Below are 21,776 nucleotides of genomic sequence, written 5' to 3' on the forward strand. Positions count from 1 at the left end.
GTTGTACTTCCTCAATTAAACCAGGACGCTGCACTGGCGCAGGGCCGTGCGAAGCGTTTCATGACAAGGAGCGCTCAGCCAGGTCAGCGGCAGGCGGATGCCTTCGTGCATCAAGCCCATTTCAACCAAAGCCCACTTCACCGGAATCGGGTTGGCTTCGATGAACAGGTCCTTGTGCAACGGCATCAGTTTTTCATTGATTGCCCGTGCGGTATCGGCGTCGCCTTTCAACGCGGCCTCGCACAGGTCAGCCATTTCGCGCGGGGCGACGTTGGCTGTTACGGATATGTTGCCTTTGCCACCCAGCAGGATCAGCTCGACCGCAGTCGGATCATCGCCGGACAGCACGATGAAATCCTTGCTCACGCCGTCGATGATGGCTTTGGCGCGTTTCAGGTCGCCGGTGGCTTCCTTGATGCCGATGATGTTCGGCACGGTGGACAGGCGAATCACCGTCTCGGCCTGCATGTCGCAGGAGGTGCGGCCGGGAACGTTGTAGAGAATCTGTGGAATGTCGACGGCTTCGGCAATGTGCTTGAAGTGCTGGTACAGGCCTTCCTGGGTCGGCTTGTTGTAGTACGGCACGACCAGCAGGCAGGCGTCGGCGCCGGCTTCCTTGGCGTTGCGGGTCAGCTCGACGGCTTCGCGGGTCGAATTCGCACCGGTACCGGCGATCACCGGGATGCGGCCTGCGACCTGTTTGACCACGGCTTTGATGACGGCGATGTGTTCTTCTACATCAAGGGTTGCCGACTCGCCGGTAGTACCGACCGCGACAATGGCATGGGTGCCGTTCTTGAGATGGAAGTCCACGAGTTTGCTGAGGCTGTCCCAGTCAAGACGCCCTTGTGCATCCATGGGAGTGACCAGTGCCACCATACTGCCCGCAATCATGAAACCGCTCCTGCCGGAAAAAGAGAGCGGTAATGGTACTGGCGCCAAGATGCTTGCACAAGCGAAGTACTGCGCCGCCATTCCCCTTGGCGTCGGTTTTCGCTACCCTTCAGACTTTGATCGGTACAGATCAGCTTGTACGCCGGGTACCAGCCTCCCCTTTCGGCCTCCCAGGCCCCGTTCCAGTGTCGCAGCTGCACGTTCCGCCTTTATTGGAGCGAATGGCGAGCCAGGGTCCGGGGCTTTCTGAACGGGCACGCGCAGACGCATCCCGACGGCCAACGCCCATCGACCTACCGACCGCTCATCGCTTTAGGAATGCTGCATGTCCACCCCCACAGTTCGCGAACAATTCCTTGTCATCAGTGCCCTTGGCGCCAACCCCATGGAGCTGACTAACGTCCTGTGCCGCGCCAGCCATGAAAATCGCTGCGCCGTCGTCACGTCCCGCCTGACCCGCCACGGCGAGTGCAGTGCCCTGGTGCTGGAAATTTCCGGTAGCTGGGACGCCTTGGCCCGCCTCGAAGGCAGCCTGCCGACCCTGGCCAAGCGCCACGCCTTCACCGTCAACGTGGTACGCAGTGCGGCGCTGGAAAATCGCCCGCAGGCGCTGCCTTATGTAGCTTATGTCAGCTCGGCGTATCGCCCGGACATCATCAATGAGCTGTGCCAGTTTTTCATGGACCACAACGTCGAGCTGGAAAACCTGACCTGCGATACCTATCAGGCCCCGCAGACCGGCGGCACCATGCTCAACGCCACCTTTACCGTGACACTGCCGGCCGGCACCCAGATCAGCTGGCTGCGCGACCAGTTCCTGGATTTCGCCGACGCGATGAACCTGGATGCCCTCATCGAGCCTTGGCGCCCACAAAACCCAATGTAAGGAAGCTTTCATGGCCGTTGTCATCGACCAACCCGTTGCGGATTTCGAAGCACCTGCCACCAGCGGGCAGACCATCAGTCTGTCTGCCTTGAAGGGCAAGCAAGTGGTGATCTACTTCTATCCGAAGGACAGCACCCCGGGCTGCACCACCGAAGGCCAGGGTTTTCGTGACCAGTACGCGGCGTTCCAGGCTGCCAACACGGAAATCTTCGGGATTTCCCGCGACAGCCTGAAGTCCCACGAGAACTTCAAGTGCAAGCAGGAATTTCCGTTCGAGCTGATCAGCGACAAGGACGAAGCCGTCTGCCAGCTGTTCGACGTGATCAAGCTGAAGAAGCTGTACGGCAAGGAATACCTGGGCGTCGATCGCAGCACATTCCTGATCGACAAGGACGGTGTGCTGCGTCAGGAATGGCGCGGTGTGAAAGTGCCGGGGCATGTGGATGCGGTGCTGGCTGCAGCTCAGGCGCTGAATAAAGCCTGAAGATCAAAAGATCAAAAGATCGCAGCCTGCGGCAGCTCCTACATTGGAATGTGTTTCCCTGTAGGAGCTGCCGCAGGCTGCGATCTTTTTACTTTCATAGCAATGGAGCCACCACAGGCTCCTTGCGCGGCCAGGCATCCAGCACGGCCTTGAACAGCGTCGCCAGCGGAATCGCAAAGAACACGCCCCAGAAGCCCCACAACCCGCCAAACAACAGCACCGCGCAGATGATGGCCACCGGGTGCAGGTTGACCGCCTCGGAAAACAGCAAAGGCACCAGCACGTTGCCATCCAGCGTCTGAATGATTCCGTAGACCGCCATCAGATAAATGAACTGATCGCTCCAGCCCCATTGGAATAGCGCGATCAGCAGCACCGGTACGGTCACCACCACCGCACCGACGTACGGCACGACCACCGACACCCCGACCAGCAACGCCAGCAGCGCCGCATAGTTGAGGCCGAGGGCGACGAAGGCGATGTAGGTCACGCCGCCGCAGATCACGATTTCGATGACCTTGCCGCGAATGTAGTTGGCAATCTGCCGATTCATCTCCTGCGCGACCCGGGTAATCAGCGCCCGCTCGCGAGGCAAATAGCCGCGCACCCACTCGCCGATCATGGCCCGGTCCTTGAGAAAGAAAAACACCAGGATCGGCACCAGCACCAGATAGATCATGATGTTGACCAGCAGGGGCAGGCTCGACAGCGAAAAGGTCAGCGCCCACTGCCCGAACTTGCCGATTTCGCCACGCGCGGCTTCGATGGCCTGCAGCACCTGCTCATCGGAGACCAGGTGCGGATAGCGCTCGGGCAGCAACAGCAGCAGCGACTGCCATTTGGCGAGCATGCCCGGCAGCTCGTTGAACAACGTGATCAACTGATGCCAGAGCAGCGGCAACACCACCACGATAAACACCAGCAACACGCCCATGAACAGAGCAAACACCAGGCCCACTGCCGCCGCACCAGGCACGCGCATACGCTCAAGAGCAAGCACCAGCCCCTGCATCAGGTACGCCAGCACCATCCCCGCCAGTACCGGCGCGAGCATGCCACCGAGCGTGAGCACTGCGGTGAAGGCGAGAAACAGCAGCACTGCCAGCACCACCGCTTCTTCGTCGGAAAAGTAGCGCTGAATCCAGTCGCGTAACACTTTGAACATCAATAATCCCTAGGTCTTTTACGCGGTGGATTTCAGGCTTTTTTCAACCAGTAACGGTAAACGCCCGCTTCGTCTTCTTCGCGCAGCAGCGTATGACCGGCCAAACGCGCAAAGGTGCGGAAGTCGCGCTGCGAGCCCGCGTCCGTGGCGATCACCTTGAGTACGGCGCCGCTGGGCAGCTTGTTGAGTTCCATTTTGGCCTTGAGCAACGGCAACGGGCAATTCAGGCCACTGGCGTCCAGTTCACAATCATGGGCTACAGCGTCAGTCATTGCGTCACTCCGGTTCAGATGGTCGAGCGGCCTAGAATATCTGGTCGCGGGCCCGGTGTCCGGCTACAGTAAGGTCTTTGTCTTCTAAGGCTTTGTGCATGACATTTCTGCGCCCTACCCTGTTGACGCTCGCTTGCCTGCTCGCCTCACCGGGCTTTGCCGACGATCTGCCGTCACTTGGCGACGCCAGTTCTGCCATTGTCTCACCGCAACAGGAATATCAGCTGGGCCGCGCCTGGCTGGCGATGTTGCGCAGTCAGGTTGCACAACTCAACGATCCGCAACTCAAGGACTACGTCGAGTCCAGCGTCTACAAGCTGGTGGAAACCAGCCAGGTAACTGACCGCCGCCTCGAATTTATCCTGATCAACAGCCCGCAGCTCAACGCCTTCGCGGCGCCAGGTGGCGTGGTCGGGGTCAACGGCGGGCTGTTCCTCAATGCGCAGACCGAAGGCGAATATGCCTCGGTACTGGCTCACGAACTGGCTCACTTGTCGCAACGTCACTTTGCTCGTGGCGTCGAAGCTTCGCAACGGATGCAGGTACCGATGATGGCGGCGCTGCTGGCTGGCATCGTGATTGCCGCTGCCGGTGGTGGTGATGCCGGGATCGCGACCATTGCCGGCAGTCAAGCAGCAGCCATTCAATCGCAACGTACCTTCTCGCGCCAGAACGAACAGGAAGCCGACCGTATTGGCATCCTCAACCTGGAAAAGGCCGGATACGACCCGCGCTCAATGCCGACCATGTTCGAACGTCTGATGCGCCAATACCGCTTCGACGCCAAGCCGCCAGAATTTCTGCTGACTCACCCGGTGACCGAATCGCGTATCGCCGACACCCGTAACCGCGCAGAACAGGCGCCAGCGGGCGGCATCGAAGACAGCATGCGCTATCAGCTGATCCGCGCCCGCGTACAGCTGATCTACGAAGAAACCCCGGGGCTGGGCGCCAAGCGCTTCCGCGCACAACTGGATGAGAACCCGAAGAATGACGTGGCGCGCTATGGCCTGGCAATCGCGCAGATCAAGGGTGGTCAGCTCAATGAGGCCAGGGAGAACCTCAAACAGTTACTGGCCAAGTCGCCCAACGAGATCATCTACAACCTCGCGCAGATCGACCTGGACATCACCAACAACCGCCTGCCGGATGCGCAAACGCGGGTGGACCGGATGCTCACGCAATATCCGGGCAACTACCCGCTGAATCAGGTTCGCGTCGATCTGTTGCTGAAACAGAATCGCACCGCTGACGCGGAAAAAGCCCTCGACAGCTTGCTCAAATCTCGTCCGAACGATCCGGACGTGTGGTATCAGGTCGCTGAAACTCGTGGCCTGTCCGGCAATATCATCGGTCTACATCAGGCTCGCGCCGAATACTTTGCGCTGGTGGGGGACTATCGTCAGGCGATCCAGCAGCTCGATTTTGCCAAACGCAAGGCGGGCAGCAACTTCCCGCTGTCCTCGCGGATCGATGCGCGCCAGCGCGAGCTGATGGAGCAGGAACGCATGATCAAGGACATGATGGGCTGAGTTCTCATCAGCGACATAAAAATTTCAGGCATAAAAAAACCGCCTCTTTCGAGGCGGTTTTTTATTTCACCGCAACCGGGTTATTCAGCCAGTTTGAAGGTGATGAAGCTCGCGCGACCTTGACGCAGTACGCGCATCGACACCGAACGATTCTTCGGCAGTGCCTTGGCGATCTCGGTGAACTCCTTGGTGGAGCCGATGGCCTGGTTGTTCAGGTGAGTGATCACGTCACCCGGCTGCAGACCGATCAGGGCCGCAGGACCGTCCTGAACTTCCTTGATCACCACTCCGCCCTTGAGGTCGTAGGTTTTCTTCTGCTCGGCGGTCAACTCGACCACCGAAACACCGAGGCGATTGCTGCTGCTTTCCGCGCCGGATTTCGGCAGCGCTGCCAGCTCTTTGTCCTCGTCCGGAATCGCGCCGACAGTCAGCTCGACATTCTTGCGCTTGCCGTCACGAATCACTTCAAGGTTGGCTTTGGCGCCCGCTTTCAGCGCACCAACCAGGTGTGGCAGGTCGGCGGACATGACGATCGGCTGACCATTCATGCTCAGGATCACGTCACCCACTTGCAAGCCACCCTTGGCTGCCGGACCGTCATCCTGAATCTGCGCAACCAGCGCACCGGCCGGCTTATCAAGACCGAACGACTCGGCCAGATCCTTGTTCACTTCCTGGATGACCACACCCAGCCAGCCGCGACTGACCTTACCACCGCTTTTCAACTGATTGGAAACGTCCATCGCCACGTCGATAGGAATGGCGAACGACACACCCATGAAGCCACCGGACCGGGTGTAGATCTGCGAGTTGATCCCGACCACTTCACCGTTCAGGTTGAACAGCGGGCCACCGGAGTTACCCGGGTTGATCGGTACGTCGGTCTGAATGAACGGCACGTAGTTTTCGTTCGGCAGGCTACGGCCGACGGCACTGACAATGCCTTGGGTCACGGTGTGGTCAAAGCCGAACGGCGACCCGATCGCCACCACCCACTGACCAGCTTTCAGGTCCTGGGACTTGCCGAGTTTGAGCACCGGCAGATCCTTGCCGTCGATTTTCAGCAGGGCCACGTCGGAGCGCGGGTCGGTGCCGATCAGCTTGGCTTTCATTTCACTGCGATCTGCAAGACGCACGAGGATTTCGTCGGCATCGGCAATCACATGGTTGTTGGTCAGGATGTAGCCATCCGAAGAAATGATGAAGCCCGAACCCAGCGATTGTGCTTCACGCTGACGGTCGCCGCGCGGCGAACGCTGCTGAGGCGGCATGCCACGCTCGAAGAACTCGCGCAACATCGGCGGCAAGCCTTCCAGGTCAGGCATCTGCTGATTCACCTTACGGTCCGGCAGTTTCTGCGTGGTACTGATGTTCACCACTGCAGGCGAGGCCTGTTCAACCAGTTGGGTGAAATCCGGCAGGTCGGCCGCCTGGACAGCGGGGACAGCCTGACCCAGCACCAGCACGGTGGCGAAAATGGAGAGATAAGACTTCAAGCTAAGTATCGACATACAGCTCCCGTTACGACGAGCAGGGTTAAGCGATATGGAGCAAGGAACACCGGGAACCGCGGGCCGGTATTTTTGTTCCGGGAACAACAGACAAGGCCAGAGCCGTGAGGCTCTGACCTATAAAAAACTTTCGGGTGATTTGCAAATGAAAATGCTGAGCAAACATTTCATCTACGTCTCGACGAAGAGGTGGAAATGACTGAAATCAGCTCACTGCTTGCTGGTTGCAGTGCCATCGTTGCGCATCGACAAAGCAATGCGTTCAGCTGTGCCGATTGGAATTTCTCCGACCACCGTGACCATCATCTCACCCTCGGGCGTGGTGAGGCGGCGAGAAACGGCAACAGTCGGCCCCAACTGCGTGCGGGTATCGGTCACTGTTGCACCGTTCAACGGCTCAAGAAATACCGAAAAACGCGCCAGACCGTCGTCATACATCAGGCTGCTGACTTGAGTCTTGGTTTCCGGATCTTTGTGCGAGGTGCTGCTGGTTAGCACGAAACCCGGAGGGAGCCAGTCGGAATGCCAGACCTGAGCCGTCTTCACGGCAGAGGCCTTGTCACTATCAATAGTAACGGCCTTGCACTCAGTGCCAGCTTGCAGATCTTTATCCGACGGAACATCAGCGGTATCGAGGCTGGTGAACTGGAAACGCTCGAGCAACTGCCCCTTGTCATTGAGCAGCAATGACTTAAGCGGCAGGGCGGTCTGCTTGTCCAGATGAAGCTCGAAACCATAGCGATGCTGGTCTCGCGGCGTCAGCGATACGATGACCGCATCACGCCCGGCCACGCGCGACTTGCCGATGACGGCAAGCTCATACCAATTTTTCAGCTTTTGGGGATCAAACGCACGAGCGGTCGAGTTGGAAGAGTCTCCCAACCCCGCAATCAGAGTGCCACTGACACATTGAGTATGCCCATCAATGCGCACCACTTCCTGCGCCGAGCCGTCCAGTTGAACAAGACGCTCGCGAACCTGACCGTTCTGGACACGATGCCAGATGTTATGGGTAGAAAAACTACCGTTACGCTCGTAAACGAAGGTGCCTTGAAAGCTTTGCTGCTGTTCGGCCTGGCCCAGACGGTTCAACCAGTCCTGGGCCTCATCAGCGTGGGCTGGAACAACGAACCAGCCACTGAGCAGAAGCGAAAGTAAAGGTATGGCGCGCATGATCCTCCTTAACGGTTTTCCATGCTTGCTGCACGCGCATAAGGCAAGGCGCTTTCAGTACCTTTCAGCGCAGCCTGCTGGGCATGCTGGCGCAGATAACCTGGCAGACGCTGATCATGCCAGCCTGGCTGACCTTGCAGAACGCCATTGGCCATCGGACCGGTGGTTTCCGAGCTTTCCTTATAGCCTGCCAGCACTGCCGGGCCTTTGGCTTGTGGCGCTACCAGCGAAGGCTGATTGGACTGCTGAGCCAACTCGACACCCGCGATTTCGTCCTGGTTGTACAGACGAACACCGGCCAGTACGGCAACGGTCACCGAAGCGGCAACGGCCAGACGACCGAGGTTACGCCATGGACCACGGGATACTTTGGCTGGAGCCGTTTCGTCTTCCAGCGCAGCAGAGACTGCCGCAGCGATGTCCAGACGCGGAAGCAGCAGGTCCTTGTGCATGGCTGCCCGGGCGATCTGGTAACGAGCCCAGGTCTCACGGGTTTCAACATCGTCCAGTGCATTGATCACTCGACGCAATTCCAATTCGTCCGCTTCGTTATCCATCACTGCGGACAGCGATTCCTGCAGGGCTTCACGACTCATGGCGTTCCTCTCTTGGCTGTCGCCGCTGTCTCAGTTTTCCTGCAACAACGGCTGCAGGGCTTTATCGATGGCCTCCCGAGCGCGGAAAATCCGGGAGCGCACGGTACCCACCGGACACTGCATGACGCTCGCAATGTCCTCGTAACTCAGACCATCGAATTCACGTAAAGTTAACGCCGTACGCAAATCCTCTGGCAGTTGCTGAATGGTTCGATGGACGGTGCCTTCGATCTCATCCCGCAGCAACGCGCGTTCCGGTGATTCGAGATCCTTGAGGCCATGATCGCCGTCGTAGAACTCTGCGTCTTCAGAACTTACATCGCTATCCGGCGGCCGGCGGCCGCGTGAAACCAGATAGTTTTTTGCCGTGTTGATGGCAATACGGTAAAGCCACGTATAGAACGCGCTGTCTCCGCGAAAGTTTCCTAATGCTCGGTACGCCTTGATAAAGGCTTCCTGAGCCACATCCTGGGCTTCATGGGTGTCGTGCACGAAACGCACGATCAACCCGAGAATTTTGTGCTGATATTTCAGCACCAGCAGATCGAAAGCTCGCTTGTCGCCACGCTGAACGCGCTCGACCAGCTGCTGATCCTCTTCCTGGGTTAGCATGAACACTCCTCGATAAGCATGGAGGAGGCTTGCATAACTAAACGACCAGACTTGCAAACATAGACTCGGGCTTTTCGCAAAAGTTCTCCCCCTCCAGGCAAGTTTCCTGCGGGCTCTGATTTGGCACGCACGAAAAACGCAGCGCGGGATAAACCGGCTGCGCGAATAATCTTGTCATCGGTTCGCCGGCAAAAACCCAATCGCAGGTTCTGCATTGAAGCCGACACTGTCCCGTGTTTCTGGCAACTGTCTATTGATCTTGGGCCTCTGGCAAAAGTTCCAATTATTTATAGCCATGCTGGCGCGACATTGAACGACCGTGCGCTGAAAAAGCCTGTTTCATCCTCGATACAGTCGCCTTTTCCCAAAACGACCGAAAAAAACGTCCGACGAAACGTCAGGCTTTTGTCGTCACAGTAGTTTCACAATGCCATACAAGCCCGGCTATTGTGCCGCTCCACCCCTCTATATACTAGTGGGCTGTGTGGCTGTCTTGACTCGCCGATCCAGCTGTCTTGCGCCAACCCCGATCCGGGTCGCTTTGAGCGGAATCCTGAAATGAGCCAACAGTTTCAACACGATGTTCTGGTGATTGGCAGCGGCGCTGCCGGTTTGAGTCTCGCGCTGACCCTGCCGGGTCATTTGCGCATTGCCGTATTGAGCAAGGGTGATCTGGCCAACGGTTCGACCTATTGGGCCCAGGGCGGCGTCGCTGCCGTGCTGGACGATACCGACACTGTCGAATCCCACGTCGATGACACCCTGAACGCCGGCGGCGGTCTGTGCCATGAAGACGCGGTGCGTTTTACCGTCGAGCACAGCCGCGAAGCCATCCAGTGGCTGATCGACCAGGGCGTGCCGTTCACCCGCGACGAACAGTCCGGCACCGAAGACGGCGGTTTCGAATTCCACCTGACTCGCGAGGGCGGCCACAGCCATCGGCGCATCATCCATGCCGCCGACGCAACCGGCGCAGCGATTTTCACCACCCTGCTCGCCCAAGCCAGAGAGCGCAGCAATATAGAGCTGCTGGAACAACGGGTTGCCGTTGATCTGATCACCGAGCGTCGTCTGGGCCTGGACGGCGAGCGTTGCCTCGGTGCCTACGTGCTGAATCGCGCGACCGGCGAAGTCGATACCTACGGCGCGCGTTTCGTGATCCTCGCGTCCGGCGGCGCCGCCAAGGTATACCTCTATACCAGCAACCCCGATGGCGCCTGCGGTGATGGCATTGCCATGGCCTGGCGCTCGGGCTGCCGGGTGGCAAACCTGGAATTCAACCAGTTCCACCCCACTTGCCTGTATCACCCACAAGCCAAGAGCTTCCTGATCACTGAAGCCTTGCGCGGCGAAGGTGCGCACCTGAAGCTGCCCAATGGCGAACGGTTCATGCCGCGTTTCGACAAACGTGCCGAACTGGCACCACGCGACATCGTCGCCCGTGCCATCGACCATGAAATGAAGCGCCTGGGTGTCGACTGCGTCTATCTCGATATCAGCCACAAGCCTGAAGCCTTCATCAAAAGCCACTTCCCGACAGTTTATGAGCGCTGCCTGGGTTTCGGCATCGACATCACCAGGCAACCGATCCCGGTCGTACCCGCGGCGCACTACACCTGTGGTGGCGTGATGGTCGATCAACACGGTCGCACCGACGTGCCGGGGCTGTACGCCATCGGCGAAACCAGCTTCACGGGTTTGCACGGGGCCAACCGCATGGCCAGCAACTCGCTGCTCGAATGCTTCGTGTATGCCCGCTCGGCGGCAGCGGACATTCTTGCGCAACTGGATGCCGTCACCGCGCCAAACGCCCTGCCCGAGTGGGACGCCAGCCAGGTAACCGATTCCGACGAAGACGTGATCATCGCCCACAACTGGGATGAGCTGCGCCGCTTCATGTGGGACTACGTGGGGATCGTGCGCACCAACAAGCGCCTGCAACGGGCGCAGCACCGCGTGCGTCTGTTGCTGGACGAGATTGACGAGTTCTACAGCAACTATAAAGTCAGCCGCGACCTGATCGAGTTGCGTAATCTGGCGCAAGTCGCCGAACTGATGATCTGCTCAGCCATGGAGCGCAAGGAAAGTCGCGGCCTGCATTACACCCTCGACTATCCGAACCTGCTGCCCGAAGCGCTCGACACTATTCTGGTGCCGCCCACCTACGCCGGCTGAATTTAAGCCGCACTCGCAGGCGTCGGTGCACATCCGCCGCCTGCGAGTCTCGCGGTACGCAGATCGAACGCACTCGCCGTTCCCCACGCAGACGAAAGCGCAACACCACGATCAACGGCAACGCCAGGCTATCGGGCCGCAGCTGCGCCGCTTGCCAGCCGCCCGCCTGATTCCACAACTGCCAGCCATCGGCGTCGCGGCGTAATCGGCTAAAGGCCTGCGGATGCTTCAGCAGAATCTGCCGTGGCAGCACCCACGCGGCGTGCAGCAGACAGGCGAAAGCTCCGAGCAGACTGGCCCAGAGTGGAATCGACAGGAGAAACAACACGCCCAGTGCGAACGCCTGGGCCAACAGATACGCCGCCAGCAACTGCCGTGAGGCATGCCAGCGGCATTCGAAGGTGTTACTTGGGCTGAACACGGTCCAGGATCATCCGGACCATGCGCTGCAGTTCCGGGTCTTCGGATTCGCTGCGCTCCATGAACCAGCCGAACATGTCCTGGTCTTCACAGGTCAGCAGTCGGACATACAAGTCGCGATCGACCTGGTTGAGGTGCGGATAGACCTCCTGCACGAACGGCACCAGCAGCACGTCAAGTTCCAGCATGCCGCGGCGGCTGTGCCAGAAGAGGCGATTGAGTTCAACTTGTTCGACCATGGAGCCCTCCTCAAATAGGCGCGCAGTATACAGCCCCGGCGCGGGTCGCACAGTCGGCTTTGGTCGGGCACCACCGATCCTTTATCAACTACCCATTTCAACAACGCGCCCTTATGATGTGCCCCAGACTTTTTACCCTGCGATGAACCATGGCCGATTCTGCTTTTTTCTGCACCCTGTCTCATGAAGGCGTACTCGCGGTTCGCGGCGCGGATGCCGGCAAATTCCTGCAAGGCCAATTGACCTGCAACATCAATTACCTCAGCGACAGCCAGGCCAGCCTTGGCGCACGCTGCACGCAAAAAGGCCGGATGCAGTCGAGCTTCCGCATTCTGCTCGAAGGTGACGGTGTGCTACTGGCGATGGCCAGCGAACTGCTAGAGCCGCAACTGGCAGATCTGAAAAAGTACGCCGTATTCTCCAAATCCAAGTTGACCGACGAAAGCGCCGCCTGGGTGCGTTTTGGCCTGGAGCACGGCGACGCCGCATTGGCCAGCCTGGGTCTGGACCTGCCGCGCGAAACCGACAGCGTGGTGCGCAACGCAGGCCTGATCGCGATTCGCGTCTCGGCGGATCGCGCCGAGCTCTGGACACCGGCCGATCAAGCCAATGCCATCAAGGCCAAACTCGTCGCCGCCCTGCCGGAAGGCGAGCTGAACCAATGGCTGCTGGGGCAGATTCGCGCCGGTATCGGTCAGGTCATGCCGACCACCCGCGAGCTGTTCATCCCGCAGATGCTCAACCTGCAGGCCGTCGGCGGCGTGAGTTTCAAGAAAGGTTGCTACACCGGACAGGAAATCGTCGCGCGCATGCAGTACCTGGGCAAGCTCAAGCGTCGCCTCTATCGCGTAGAACTTGACGCGACTGAACTGCCAGAGCCGGGCACCCCGCTGTTCGCCCCAAGCCACAGCAGCGCCATCGGCGAAGTGGTGATTGCCGCCCGCGCCGCAGAAAAGATTGAACTGCTGGCGGTGTTGCAGGCCGAAGCTGCCGAAGCGGGTGATCTGCACCTCGGCGCCCTCGAAGGGCCAGCCCTGCATTTGCTCGACCTGCCCTACGAACTGGATCGCGACCGCGAAATCCAGCGCTGATCGCAGCTTTTGTTGCAACACCCTAGAGAATCTACATGAGCGAGCTGGCGGATAAGGTCCAACAGGATTTGGTTGAGGCCATCGATAACGATGACCTGGTTCTGCCAACGTTACCGGAAGTGGCCCTGCAAATTCGCAAGGCCGCCGAAGATCCGGAGATCAGCGTCAGCGATCTGAGCAAAGTCATTGGCCGCGACACGGCGCTGTCGGCGCGCCTGATCAAAGTAGTCAACAGCCCGTTGCTGCGTGCAACCCAGGAAGTCACCGACCTGCACACCGCGATCACCCGGCTGGGGGTGAACTACAGCAGCAACCTGGCGATCGGGCTGGTGATGGAACAGATCTTCCACGCCCGCTCCGACGTGGTCGAACAGAAGATGCGCGAAGTCTGGCGCAAGAGCCTGGAAATCGCCGGCGTCAGCTACGCCCTGTGCCGCCGCCACACCCAACTCAAACCTGATCAGGCAGCGCTGGGCGGACTTGTGCATCAAATCGGCGTGCTGCCGATCCTGACTTACGCCGAAGATCACTACGAACTGCTGTCGGATCCGGTCAGCCTCAATCATGTGATCGACCACATTCACCCGCTGCTGGGCGACAAGCTGTTGCGGGTCTGGGAATTTCCCGAGCAACTGGTGGAGCTGCCTGGGCTGTACCTGGATTTCAAGCGCGACTCGGCACAGATCGATTACGTCGATCTGGTGCAGGTGGCGAGCCTGTATTGCCACAAGGACAGCGATCATCCGATTTCACGGATTGATCCGCTCAGTGTGCCGGCATTCAGAAAGCTTGGGATCGATCCGGAGAACGAACAATTGTGTGCAGATCTGGAAGAGTCGCGGACGATGTTTTACTGATACTCGTGGCGAGGGAGCTTCCTCCCTCGCCACAAAAGCCCTCTCGGCTGCTACCCGGCAATAAAACTCACCCGAACCTTCAAACCGGCCTGCTCGCCATCATGCAAGGTGATCTGCGCCAGATGCGCCCGGCAGATCTCTCCGACAATCGCCAGCCCCAACCCTGAACCCGCCACTTGTTGATTGCGCCGGTAGAAGCGTTCAAACACCCGATCACGCTCCTCCAGCGGAATCCCCGGCCCGTCATCTTCAACCTCAAGCACCGCCGGTGCCGCGACCCGCAGAATCACGTTGCCGCCCGGTGGCGTATGCGCCAGGGCGTTGTCCACCAGATTGCTCAACAGTTCATTGAGCAACGTCGGCTCGCCGCGCAGCCATACCGGTTCATCCGCCTCCAGCGCCAGTGCGACGCCGCGCGCGTGGGCCAGAGGCGCCATGGCCATGCCCAGTTCGCGGGCCAACTGACTCAGATCCAATAATTGCGCGCCGCCCTCGGCGATCGCCCGGGCACCGTTTTCCACCCGTGCCAGCGACAGCAGTTGATTGGCCAGGTGGGTCAGGCGATCGGTGCTTTGCGCGGATGATTCCAGGGTTGTGCGCCAGGTTTCCGGTTCGCTGGAACGCAGCCCCAACTCCAGCCGCGCCTTCAACGCCGCCAGTGGCGTGCGCAGTTCGTGGGCGGCATCGGCGATGAACTGCGCCTGCCGCTCGAACTGCCCACGCAGGCGCTCGGTGAAGTGATTGAGCGCGCGCACCAGCGGCCACAATTCATGTTGCACTTCCACCAGCGGCAGCGGCCGCAAATCATCGGGCTGACGCTCCTCCACCGCCGTGCGCAAACGCTCCAGCGGGCGCAGCGCGGCACTCACCGCAAACCACACCAGCAACAGGGCGCCGATCGCCAGCATGCCCAGACGCAGCAGCGTATCGGCCGCCAGACTGCGGGCCATGCTGACTCGCGCCTCGTCAGTTTCGGCGACACGGATTTCCGCCATGCCATTCATGTTCGGCTCGGTGACCGCTTTGAGCAGGCTGACCACGCGCACGTTCTGCCCGCGATAGGTCGCGTTATAGAATCGCGCCAATGCCGGATAATCGTCGGTTCTCGGCGTACCGGGTGGTGGCCCGGGCAGGTTTTCATAGCCGGAAATCAGCTTCTGATGGATGTCGTTGACCTGGTAGTAAATCCGCCCGGCGCTGTCGTAAGCGAAGGTGTCCAGGGCTACGTAGGGCACGTCGGCGCTGAGCGTGCCGTCGCGCTGCGAGAGGCCGGCGGCGATGGTTCGCGCCGAGGCCAGCAGGGTTCGATCGTAAGCCGTGTCGGCGGCTTCGCGACCATTCCAGTACGCGCTCAGACCACTGGCGAGCATCAACACCACCAGCAGCAACGCGAGGTTCCACAGCAACCGCCAGCGCAGGCTGCTGGGCTTATGCATCGCGGCTTTCCAGCAGGTAACCGAGGCCACGGAAAGTCACGATCGCCACAGGCTGGCCGTCGAGTTTCTTGCGCAGGCGATGCACGTAGATTTCGATGGCGTCGGGGCTGGCTTCTTCGTCGAGACCGAACACTTGCGCGGCGAGTTGCTCCTTGCTCATCACCCGTCCCGGGCGGGCGATCAATGCTTCGAGCACGGCCTGTTCGCGAGAGGTCAGGGTCAGCAATTCTTCGCCAAGGCTGAAACGTCGGGTGTCGAGATCATAGGCCAGCACGCCGCAACGCTGCTGGCGTTCGCCGCCGAGCACACTGCGTCGCAGCAGGGCTTTGACCCGCGCTTCGAGCTCGCTCAGTTCGAACGGTTTGGCGAGGTAATCGTCAGCGCCGAGATTCAAGCCGTGTACGCGATCCTTCACATCGCTGCGCGCCGTCAGCATCAACACCGGCAGGTTCTTGCCGCGTGCGCGCAGGCGCGCCAGCACCTCGAACCCGTCCATGCGCGGCAGGCCGACATCGAGGATCGCCATCGCGTATTCCTCGCTGCCCAGCGCCAGGTCGGCGGCTACGCCATCGTGCAGCACGTCCACGGTCAGACCGGTGCTCTTGAGCGCCTGGGCGACGCTTTCGGCCAACTGCAAATGGTCTTCGACGAGCAGAACACGCATGGATCTTTACCTCATTCAGGGATGGCCGACGCCATTCTTTGCCGCGGAGTTTACAGCCGCAACCGCCACTGTGAAGCCCGAAAACCGCGAAATCCAGCTGAAAGGTTAGCGAAAGGTTGGGCCGTTAGAGTCCGGTCACGGACAGTTTCGACTGCCGTCGCTGCTGCCACACAGCGCTACGAAAAACGCCACGAAGCGTTTTCGACCAATAAGAACAATAAACGGAGTACACCGCGCATGCCGTCCTTGCAGACCAGGGCTTTCACGCCCGCTCGCCCTTCGCGTTTCAGCCACACCGCCCTCGTCAGTGCCGCCGCCCTCGCCGGTTTTTCACCGCTGAGCTACGCCGACTTCATCAAAGACAGTTCCGCCACCTTCGAAACCCGCAACATGTACTTCAACCGCGACTTTCGCGACGGCACCAGTGCCCAGCAAAGCAAGCGGGATGAATGGGCCCAAGGGTTCATGCTCAACCTGCAATCGGGTTACACAGACGGCACCGTGGGGTTCGGTGTCGATGCGCTGGGCATGTTGGGGGTCAAACTTGATTCGAGCCCGGATCGCACCGGCACTGGCCTGCTGCCGACCCACGATGACGGGCGCGCCGCTGACGAATATTCCAAGGTCGGCCTGACCGGCAAAGTGAAAATCTCTGCCACCGAACTGAAAATCGGCAGCCTGATGCCTGAATTGCCGATCCTCAAACCGAACGACGGGCGCATCCTGCCGCAGACCTTCGAGGGCGGTTTGCTGACCTCCAAAGAGATCAAGAACCTGACCTTCACCGGCGGGCGTCTGGAGAAAGCCAAGGATCGCGACAGCACCGATTTCGAGGACATTGCCCTCAACAACAAGAACAGCCGTTTCGCTGGCACCGTGGCCGGCAAGCATTTCGATTTTGCCGGCGTGGACTACAAGTTCACCGACAAGATCACCGGCAGCTACCATTTCGCCCAACTCGACGAAGTCTATAACCAGCACTTCTTCGGTCTGGTCGCCTCGCGGCCGATGGGCCCGGGCACCTTCGCCACCGACCTGCGCTTTGCCGTCAGTGACGATCAGGGCGCGGCCCGTGGTGGCGAGATCGACAACCGCTCGCTCAATGGCCTGGTCAGCTACGCCCTGAGCGGCCACAAGTTCAGCGCCGGTTATCAGCACATGTCCGGCGACAGCGCCTTCCCGTATGTCGATGGCAGCGACCCGTACCTGGTCAACTTCGTGCAGATCAACGACTTCGCCGGCGCCGAGGAACGCTCCTGGCAGGCGCGTTACGACTTCGACTTTGCGCGCCTCGGCATCCCCGGCCTGTCGTTCATGAGTCGTTACCTGAGCGGTGACAACATCAAGCTCAAGAACGGCGATGAAGGCAAAGAGTGGGAGCGCAACACCGAGATCAAATATGTAGTACAAAGCGGCGCCTTGAAGGACGTTGCCGTACGCCTGCGTAATGCCACCTACCGTTCCAACTACTCCGCTCGCGATGCCGATGAAGTGCGTCTGCTGGTGAGCTATAGCGTTGCCCTTTGGTAATTGATTGAAATGCTGCGGGTTGGAAGATCAAAAGATCGCAGCCTGCGGCAGCTCCTGCAAAAAGCCCTACAACAAGAAGACCGTGGAGAAACCAATGAACTTATCACTGCGTAAAGTTGCTCTGGCCGCTGGCGTCATGCTGTTCGCCGGCCAACTGATGGCCGAACCGAAGCGCCCGGAATGCATCGCCCCGGCCTCCCCCGGCGGCGGTTTCGACCTGACCTGCAAACTGGCGCAGAGCGCGCTGGTCAATGAAAAACTGCTGACCAAGCCGATGCGTGTGACCTACATGCCCGGCGGTGTCGGCGCGGTGGCGTACAACGCGGTCGTCGCTCAGCGTCCGGCCGATGCGGGCACGCTGGTGGCGTGGTCCAGCGGTTCGCTGCTGAACCTGGCGCAAGGCAAGTTCGGTCGTTTCGACGAGACCAATGTGCGCTGGCTCGCGGCCGTCGGCACCAGCTACGGCGCCATCGCGGTGAAAAGCGATTCGCCCTACAAGACCCTCGACGATCTAGTCAAAGCCTTGAAGAAAGATCCGAGCTCGGTGGTCATCGGCTCCGGCGGCACCGTCGGCAGCCAGGACTGGATGCAAACCGCCCTGATCGCCAAGGCTGCCGGGATCAACCCGCGTGACCTGCGTTATGTCGCCCTCGAAGGTGGCGGCGAAATTGCCACCGCGCTGCTTGGCGGGCACATCCAGGTCGGCAGCACCGACATTTCCGACTCCATGCCGCACATCCAGAGCGGTGACATGCGCCTGTTGGCAGTATTCGCCGACAAACGCCTCGACGAGCCGGAAATGAAAGACATCCCGACCGCCCGCGAGCAGGGTTACGACATCGTCTGGCCAGTGGTTCGCGGTTTTTACCTCGGGCCAAAAGTCAGCGACGAAGACTACGCCTGGTGGAAAGACGCCTTCGACAAACTGCTGGCCTCGGACGATTTCGCCAAGCTGCGCGATCAGCGTGAACTGTTCCCGTTCGCCATGACCGGCCCGGAGCTGGACACCTACGTGAAGAAGCAGGTGGCGGACTACAAGGTGCTGGCCAAAGAGTTCGGCCTGATTCAGTGATCGCCTCTGTCTAGCGGCTGCGGCCTCGCGCATCGAGGCCTCGGCACAGGAGTTTCCCATGCTCTTACAACGCATTTTCGCCTCGGTGCTGTTGCTGGCCTGCGTCGGCCTGGCGCTCATGGCGTGGCCGTATCAAGCGGCTTTTTCTTATGAACCGGTCGGCCCGCGTGCCTTTCCCTTGCTGATGCTCGGCCTGATGGGCCTGGCGCTGCTGTACATGGTGTTCCGCCCGGCCCCCATCAAACACAGCGCGGACGAACCGCCGCTGGATCGCGAAACCCTGATCAAGATCGGCATCTGCGTCGTCCTGCTGCTGGTGTTCGCCGGCACATTTGAATCGCTGGGTTTCATCATCGCCAGCGTCATCACCGGCATCCCGATGGCACGCCTGTACGGCGGTCGCTGGTTGCCCAGCGTGGCGATCATCAGCCTGATGGCCATCGGTCTTTACCTGCTGTTCGACCGTTTGATGGACGTTCCGCTGCCCCTTGGCCTGCTCAGCGTTCTGGAGAACTGATATGGATACTCTTGGCTATTTGGGTCAGGGTTTTGGCGTTGCGCTGAGCCCCTACAACCTGGTGACCGCGCTGTGCGGCACACTGATCGGCACTGTTGTCGGCCTGTTGCCGGGCCTGGGTCCGATCAACGGTGTGGCACTGCTGATCCCGATCGCATTCGCCCTCGGCCTGCCGCCGGAGTCGGCGCTGATTCTGTTGGCGGCAGTGTATCTGGGCTGCGAATACGGCGGGCGGATCAGCTCGATCCTGCTGAACATTCCAGGCGAAGCCTCCACCGTGATGACCACTCTCGACGGTTACCCGATGGCCCGCAAAGGTCTGGCCGGTGTGGCGCTGTCGCTGTCGGCATGGAGCTCATTCATCGGTGCATTCATTGCCACCTGCGGCATGGTGCTGTTCGCCCCGCTGCTGGCGAAATGGGCGATTGCCTTCGGCCCGGCGGAATACTTCGTGCTGATGGTGTTTGCGATTGTCTGCCTTGGCGGCATGGCCGGTGATCGTCCGCTGAAGACGTTTATTGCAGCGTTGATCGGCCTGTTCCTGTCGACCGTGGGCATCGACGCCAACAGCGGTGTGTACCGTTTCACTGGCGACAACATTCACCTGACCGACGGCATTCAGTTCGTGGTGCTGGTGCTGGGCCTGTTTTCCATCAGCGAAATTCTCCTGCTGCTGGAAAAAACCCACCACGGCCAGGAAGCGGTGAAAGCCACCGGCCGGATGATGTTCAACTTCAAGGAGGCGGCTTCGGTATTCGTGGTCAACGTCCGCTGTGGCGTGCTGGGTTTCATCATGGGCGTGTTGCCGGGTGCCGGCGCGACCCTCGCCAGTGCCGTGGCCTACATGACCGAGAAACGTATCGCCGGCACCAGCGGCAAGTTTGGTGAAGGTGATGCCCGAGGCCTCGCCGCGCCGGAAACGGCTATTGGCGGTGCGGCCTGCGGTGCGCTGGTGCCGATGCTGACCCTCGGTGTTCCCGGATCGGGCACCACGGCGGTGATGATCGGCGCCCTGTCGCTGTACAACATCACTCCGGGGCCGCTGCTGTTCCAACAGCAACCGGACATCGTCTGGGGCCTGATCGCTTCGTTGTTCATCGCCAACGTCATGCTGGTGATCCTCAACATCCCGATGATCCGCATCTTCACCCGCATCCTCGCCGTGCCCAATTGGGCGTTGGTGCCCGTCATCGCCATCATCACCGGGATTGGCGTGTATGCCGTGCATGCCACCACGTTCGACCTGTTCCTGATGATCGGTATCGGCATCTTCGGCTACATCCTGCGCAAGCTGGACTTCCCGCTGTCGCCGCTGTTGCTGGGCTTCATTCTTGGCGAACTGATGGAGCAGAACCTGCGTCGCGCCCTGTCGATCTCCAACGGTGCGCTGGAAATCCTCTGGTCGAGCCCGATCACGCTCGGCGTCTGGGTACTGACAGGGATCATGCTGCTGATGCCGATCATCCGCATCTGGCGCAAACGTGCGGCAGCGCAACGCGCCATCGCCGATGTCTGATCGCACGTCCCTCAGAAGCTGGTGGGCCACCCCGCTGGTCGGTCTGCTTGGCGGTTTTATCGCCAGCCAGATCGGCTGGCCGCTACCGTGGATGGTCGGCTCGTTGCTGGCGATCATCCTGGTGCGCTGCCTGACCCCGTGGCAACTTACTGAAATCCCCGGCGGGCGCAAATGCGGCCAATGGATTGTCGGCATCGGCATCGGCCTGCACTTCACCCCGCTGGTGATGGAGCAGGTGCTGAGTCATTTCGGTTTGATCTTCTTCGGTGCGCTGGTCACCAGCCTGTCGGCGGTGGTCGGCGTGTGGCTGATGCGCCGCACCGGCGAAGATCGCGCCACGGCGTTTTTCTCGAGCATGCCCGGCGGCTCCGGAGAGATGGTCAATCTCGGCGCGCGCAACGGTGCGTTGCTCAGCCATGTCGCGGCCGGGCAGAGTCTGCGGGTGCTGGTGGTAGTGTTGTGTGTACCGGCGGCGTTCAAGTATCTGCTGGGCGACGGCACGCCGATTTCCCACGCCGGCAGCGTCGATTGGCGCTGGCTGGCGATTCTGTTTCCCACAGGCGCCCTGCTCGCCTGGCTCTGGCAGCGTTTGCGTCAACCCAATCCGTGGCTGTTCGGCCCGTTGCTGGTCAGTGCCACGGTGAGCATTGCCTGGGATTTGCACATTGGCCTGCCGGACGGAGGCAGCCAGATTGGCCAGTGGCTGATCGGCAGCGGGCTGGGCTGTCACTTCAATCGGCAGTTCTTCCGGCGCGCGCCGTCATTCATGGGGCGTACGTTGATCGGCACGGCGTTGACCATGTTGATCGCCACCCTGGCGGCACTGGGCTTGAGTGCGCTGACCCATCTGGATCTGCGTTCGCTGACGTTGGGGATGATGCCTGGGGGGATTGCCGAGATGAGTTTGACGGCGGAGACCCTGCAACTGTCGGTGCCGCTGGTGACGGCGATGCAGGTGATGCGGTTGTTGTTTGTGCTGTTTCTGGCGGAGCCGTTGTTCAAGTACTGGAATCGTAATCCCGAGTAATACCGAGTCACTGTGGCGAGGGAGCTTGCTCCCGCTGGGCTGCGCAGCAGACCCGAGAACCTTGAACCGGGTGCTTCTGGCACACCGAAATCACAGGTTTTGCGGCT

22 protein-coding genes are annotated in these 21,776 nt (G+C 60.2%); 11 read left to right on the forward strand and 11 right to left on the reverse strand.

Annotation, left to right across the window (positions count from 1 at the left end; genetic code table 11):
- Positions 1-15 precede the first annotated feature (15 nt).
- Complete coding sequence (gene dapA / locus KVQ82_RS22840) at positions 16-894, reverse strand: 4-hydroxy-tetrahydrodipicolinate synthase (protein ID WP_047292292.1); 879 nt, start codon at positions 892-894, stop codon at positions 16-18.
- A 325-nt stretch (positions 895-1,219) separates the two neighbouring features.
- On the opposite strand from dapA, the gene KVQ82_RS22845 reads away from it, so the two are divergent.
- Together KVQ82_RS22845 and KVQ82_RS22850 are read left to right on the forward strand one after the other, a co-directional pair.
- Positions 1,220-1,780 (forward strand): glycine cleavage system protein R, encoded by a 561-nt coding sequence (locus KVQ82_RS22845; RefSeq protein WP_007963284.1) that lies wholly within the window; start codon positions 1,220-1,222, stop codon positions 1,778-1,780.
- Positions 1,781-1,790: 10 nt separating this feature from the next.
- On the forward strand, positions 1,791-2,264 hold the full coding sequence (locus KVQ82_RS22850) for a peroxiredoxin (RefSeq protein ID WP_108181946.1): 474 nt from the start codon (positions 1,791-1,793) through the stop codon (positions 2,262-2,264).
- A gap of 94 nt (positions 2,265-2,358) precedes the next feature.
- On the opposite strand, the gene KVQ82_RS22855 is transcribed toward KVQ82_RS22850, so the two are convergent.
- Together KVQ82_RS22855 and KVQ82_RS22860 are read right to left on the reverse strand one after the other, a co-directional pair.
- Entirely contained in the window at positions 2,359-3,429 is a 1,071-nt protein-coding gene (locus tag KVQ82_RS22855; RefSeq protein WP_027614463.1) for an AI-2E family transporter, read from the reverse strand.
- A 32-nt stretch (positions 3,430-3,461) separates the two neighbouring features.
- The gene (locus tag KVQ82_RS22860) at positions 3,462-3,701 is read right to left on the reverse strand and encodes a sulfurtransferase TusA family protein (RefSeq protein WP_007963279.1); all 240 of its coding nucleotides are present in this window, start codon (positions 3,699-3,701) and stop codon (positions 3,462-3,464) included.
- Positions 3,702-3,799: 98 nt separating this feature from the next.
- Between KVQ82_RS22860 and KVQ82_RS22865 the strand changes: the two genes are divergently transcribed.
- Complete coding sequence (locus tag KVQ82_RS22865) at positions 3,800-5,233, forward strand: M48 family metalloprotease (RefSeq protein WP_041070373.1); 1,434 nt, start codon at positions 3,800-3,802, stop codon at positions 5,231-5,233.
- 80 nt (positions 5,234-5,313) lie between these two features.
- Here KVQ82_RS22865 and KVQ82_RS22870 read toward each other — a convergent pair whose 3' ends face one another.
- The 4 genes from KVQ82_RS22870 to rpoE form a co-directional block, all read right to left on the reverse strand.
- The gene (locus tag KVQ82_RS22870) at positions 5,314-6,744 is read right to left on the reverse strand and encodes a DegQ family serine endoprotease (protein ID WP_047598084.1); all 1,431 of its coding nucleotides are present in this window, start codon (positions 6,742-6,744) and stop codon (positions 5,314-5,316) included.
- A 210-nt stretch (positions 6,745-6,954) separates the two neighbouring features.
- A complete protein-coding gene (locus KVQ82_RS22875; RefSeq protein WP_222016034.1) occupies positions 6,955-7,917 on the reverse strand; it encodes a MucB/RseB C-terminal domain-containing protein in 963 nt (320 codons plus the stop codon).
- An 8-nt stretch (positions 7,918-7,925) separates the two neighbouring features.
- Positions 7,926-8,513: a sigma-E factor negative regulatory protein gene (locus KVQ82_RS22880; protein WP_041070379.1), complete on the reverse strand. Its 588-nt coding sequence runs from the start codon at positions 8,511-8,513 to the stop codon at positions 7,926-7,928.
- Positions 8,514-8,543: 30 nt separating this feature from the next.
- On the reverse strand, positions 8,544-9,125 hold the full coding sequence (gene rpoE, locus KVQ82_RS22885) for an RNA polymerase sigma factor RpoE (RefSeq protein WP_003172477.1): 582 nt from the start codon (positions 9,123-9,125) through the stop codon (positions 8,544-8,546).
- A gap of 558 nt (positions 9,126-9,683) precedes the next feature.
- On the opposite strand from rpoE, the gene nadB reads away from it, so the two are divergent.
- Positions 9,684-11,300, forward strand: a complete 1,617-nt coding sequence (nadB, locus tag KVQ82_RS22890) for an L-aspartate oxidase (RefSeq protein ID WP_086792017.1) — start codon at positions 9,684-9,686, stop codon at positions 11,298-11,300.
- Here nadB and KVQ82_RS22895 read toward each other — a convergent pair.
- On the reverse strand, positions 11,269-11,721 hold the full coding sequence (locus tag KVQ82_RS22895) for a protein YgfX (protein ID WP_222016035.1): 453 nt from the start codon (positions 11,719-11,721) through the stop codon (positions 11,269-11,271). The genes nadB and KVQ82_RS22895 overlap by 32 nt on opposite strands.
- Positions 11,705-11,959, reverse strand: a complete 255-nt coding sequence (locus KVQ82_RS22900) for a succinate dehydrogenase assembly factor 2 (RefSeq protein ID WP_007963266.1) — start codon at positions 11,957-11,959, stop codon at positions 11,705-11,707. Before KVQ82_RS22900 ends, KVQ82_RS22895 begins: the two co-directional genes overlap by 17 nt.
- A gap of 149 nt (positions 11,960-12,108) precedes the next feature.
- On the opposite strand from KVQ82_RS22900, the gene KVQ82_RS22905 reads away from it, so the two are divergent.
- Both KVQ82_RS22905 and KVQ82_RS22910 read left to right on the forward strand, forming a co-directional pair.
- Positions 12,109-13,050 (forward strand): folate-binding protein YgfZ, encoded by a 942-nt coding sequence (locus KVQ82_RS22905; protein WP_222016037.1) that lies wholly within the window; start codon positions 12,109-12,111, stop codon positions 13,048-13,050.
- 35 nt (positions 13,051-13,085) lie between these two features.
- Positions 13,086-13,907 carry an HDOD domain-containing protein gene (locus KVQ82_RS22910; protein WP_145593349.1) on the forward strand — a complete coding sequence of 274 codons (822 nt, stop codon included), beginning with the start codon at positions 13,086-13,088 and terminating at the stop codon, positions 13,905-13,907.
- 50 nt (positions 13,908-13,957) lie between these two features.
- Here KVQ82_RS22910 and KVQ82_RS22915 read toward each other — a convergent pair whose 3' ends face one another.
- Together KVQ82_RS22915 and KVQ82_RS22920 are read right to left on the reverse strand one after the other, a co-directional pair.
- Complete coding sequence (locus KVQ82_RS22915; RefSeq protein WP_222016039.1) at positions 13,958-15,343, reverse strand: sensor histidine kinase; 1,386 nt, start codon at positions 15,341-15,343, stop codon at positions 13,958-13,960.
- Complete coding sequence (locus KVQ82_RS22920; protein WP_041070394.1) at positions 15,336-16,007, reverse strand: response regulator; 672 nt, start codon at positions 16,005-16,007, stop codon at positions 15,336-15,338. Before KVQ82_RS22920 ends, KVQ82_RS22915 begins: the two co-directional genes overlap by 8 nt.
- 237 nt (positions 16,008-16,244) lie before the next feature.
- Here KVQ82_RS22920 and KVQ82_RS22925 point away from each other — a divergent pair, with 237 nt between their 5' ends.
- The 5 genes from KVQ82_RS22925 to KVQ82_RS22945 all read left to right on the forward strand — a co-directional run bounded on the left by KVQ82_RS22925 (position 16,245) and on the right by KVQ82_RS22945 (position 21,669).
- Positions 16,245-17,537, forward strand: a complete 1,293-nt coding sequence (locus KVQ82_RS22925) for an OprD family porin (RefSeq protein WP_222016041.1) — start codon at positions 16,245-16,247, stop codon at positions 17,535-17,537.
- Between the two features lie 94 nt (positions 17,538-17,631).
- Positions 17,632-18,609, forward strand: a complete 978-nt coding sequence (locus KVQ82_RS22930; protein WP_041070529.1) for a tripartite tricarboxylate transporter substrate binding protein — start codon at positions 17,632-17,634, stop codon at positions 18,607-18,609.
- Positions 18,610-18,667: 58 nt separating this feature from the next.
- Positions 18,668-19,126 carry a tripartite tricarboxylate transporter TctB family protein gene (locus KVQ82_RS22935; RefSeq protein ID WP_041070398.1) on the forward strand — a complete coding sequence of 153 codons (459 nt, stop codon included), beginning with the start codon at positions 18,668-18,670 and terminating at the stop codon, positions 19,124-19,126.
- A gap of 1 nt (position 19,127) precedes the next feature.
- Positions 19,128-20,642, forward strand: a complete 1,515-nt coding sequence (locus KVQ82_RS22940; RefSeq protein ID WP_041070400.1) for a tripartite tricarboxylate transporter permease — start codon at positions 19,128-19,130, stop codon at positions 20,640-20,642.
- Positions 20,635-21,669 carry an AbrB family transcriptional regulator gene (locus tag KVQ82_RS22945; protein WP_222016043.1) on the forward strand — a complete coding sequence of 345 codons (1,035 nt, stop codon included), beginning with the start codon at positions 20,635-20,637 and terminating at the stop codon, positions 21,667-21,669. The genes KVQ82_RS22940 and KVQ82_RS22945 overlap by 8 nt, the downstream gene beginning before the upstream one ends.
- Positions 21,670-21,776: the final 107 nt, after the last annotated feature.

This window comes from Pseudomonas sp. AO-1 (assembly GCF_019775695.1).
Taxonomy (GTDB): Bacteria; Pseudomonadota; Gammaproteobacteria; order Pseudomonadales; family Pseudomonadaceae; genus Aquipseudomonas; species Aquipseudomonas parakoreensis.

Excerpts from the sequence above, each read along its gene's own strand:
- KVQ82_RS22860 (WP_007963279.1), bottom strand. The coding sequence starts at position 3,701 with ATGACTGACGCTGTAGCCCATGATTGTGAACTGGACGCCAGTGGCCTG.
- rpoE (WP_003172477.1), bottom strand. The coding sequence starts at position 9,125 with ATGCTAACCCAGGAAGAGGATCAGCAGCTGGTCGAGCGCGTTCAGCGT.
- KVQ82_RS22945 (WP_222016043.1), top strand. The coding sequence starts at position 20,635 with ATGTCTGATCGCACGTCCCTCAGAAGCTGGTGGGCCACCCCGCTGGTC.
- KVQ82_RS22845 (WP_007963284.1), top strand. The coding sequence starts at position 1,220 with ATGTCCACCCCCACAGTTCGCGAACAATTCCTTGTCATCAGTGCCCTT.
- KVQ82_RS22900 (WP_007963266.1), bottom strand. The coding sequence starts at position 11,959 with ATGGTCGAACAAGTTGAACTCAATCGCCTCTTCTGGCACAGCCGCCGC.
- KVQ82_RS22850 (WP_108181946.1), top strand. The coding sequence starts at position 1,791 with ATGGCCGTTGTCATCGACCAACCCGTTGCGGATTTCGAAGCACCTGCC.
- KVQ82_RS22920 (WP_041070394.1), bottom strand. The coding sequence starts at position 16,007 with ATGCGTGTTCTGCTCGTCGAAGACCATTTGCAGTTGGCCGAAAGCGTC.
- KVQ82_RS22855 (WP_027614463.1), bottom strand. The coding sequence starts at position 3,429 with ATGTTCAAAGTGTTACGCGACTGGATTCAGCGCTACTTTTCCGACGAA.
- KVQ82_RS22930 (WP_041070529.1), top strand. The coding sequence starts at position 17,632 with ATGAACTTATCACTGCGTAAAGTTGCTCTGGCCGCTGGCGTCATGCTG.
- KVQ82_RS22870 (WP_047598084.1), bottom strand. The coding sequence starts at position 6,744 with ATGTCGATACTTAGCTTGAAGTCTTATCTCTCCATTTTCGCCACCGTG.
- KVQ82_RS22935 (WP_041070398.1), top strand. The coding sequence starts at position 18,668 with ATGCTCTTACAACGCATTTTCGCCTCGGTGCTGTTGCTGGCCTGCGTC.
- KVQ82_RS22880 (WP_041070379.1), bottom strand. The coding sequence starts at position 8,513 with ATGAGTCGTGAAGCCCTGCAGGAATCGCTGTCCGCAGTGATGGATAAC.
- dapA (WP_047292292.1), bottom strand. The coding sequence starts at position 894 with ATGATTGCGGGCAGTATGGTGGCACTGGTCACTCCCATGGATGCACAA.
- KVQ82_RS22875 (WP_222016034.1), bottom strand. The coding sequence starts at position 7,917 with ATGCGCGCCATACCTTTACTTTCGCTTCTGCTCAGTGGCTGGTTCGTT.
- KVQ82_RS22915 (WP_222016039.1), bottom strand. The coding sequence starts at position 15,343 with ATGCATAAGCCCAGCAGCCTGCGCTGGCGGTTGCTGTGGAACCTCGCG.
- KVQ82_RS22905 (WP_222016037.1), top strand. The coding sequence starts at position 12,109 with ATGGCCGATTCTGCTTTTTTCTGCACCCTGTCTCATGAAGGCGTACTC.
- KVQ82_RS22910 (WP_145593349.1), top strand. The coding sequence starts at position 13,086 with ATGAGCGAGCTGGCGGATAAGGTCCAACAGGATTTGGTTGAGGCCATC.
- KVQ82_RS22925 (WP_222016041.1), top strand. The coding sequence starts at position 16,245 with ATGCCGTCCTTGCAGACCAGGGCTTTCACGCCCGCTCGCCCTTCGCGT.
- nadB (WP_086792017.1), top strand. The coding sequence starts at position 9,684 with ATGAGCCAACAGTTTCAACACGATGTTCTGGTGATTGGCAGCGGCGCT.
- KVQ82_RS22940 (WP_041070400.1), top strand. The coding sequence starts at position 19,128 with ATGGATACTCTTGGCTATTTGGGTCAGGGTTTTGGCGTTGCGCTGAGC.
- KVQ82_RS22865 (WP_041070373.1), top strand. The coding sequence starts at position 3,800 with ATGACATTTCTGCGCCCTACCCTGTTGACGCTCGCTTGCCTGCTCGCC.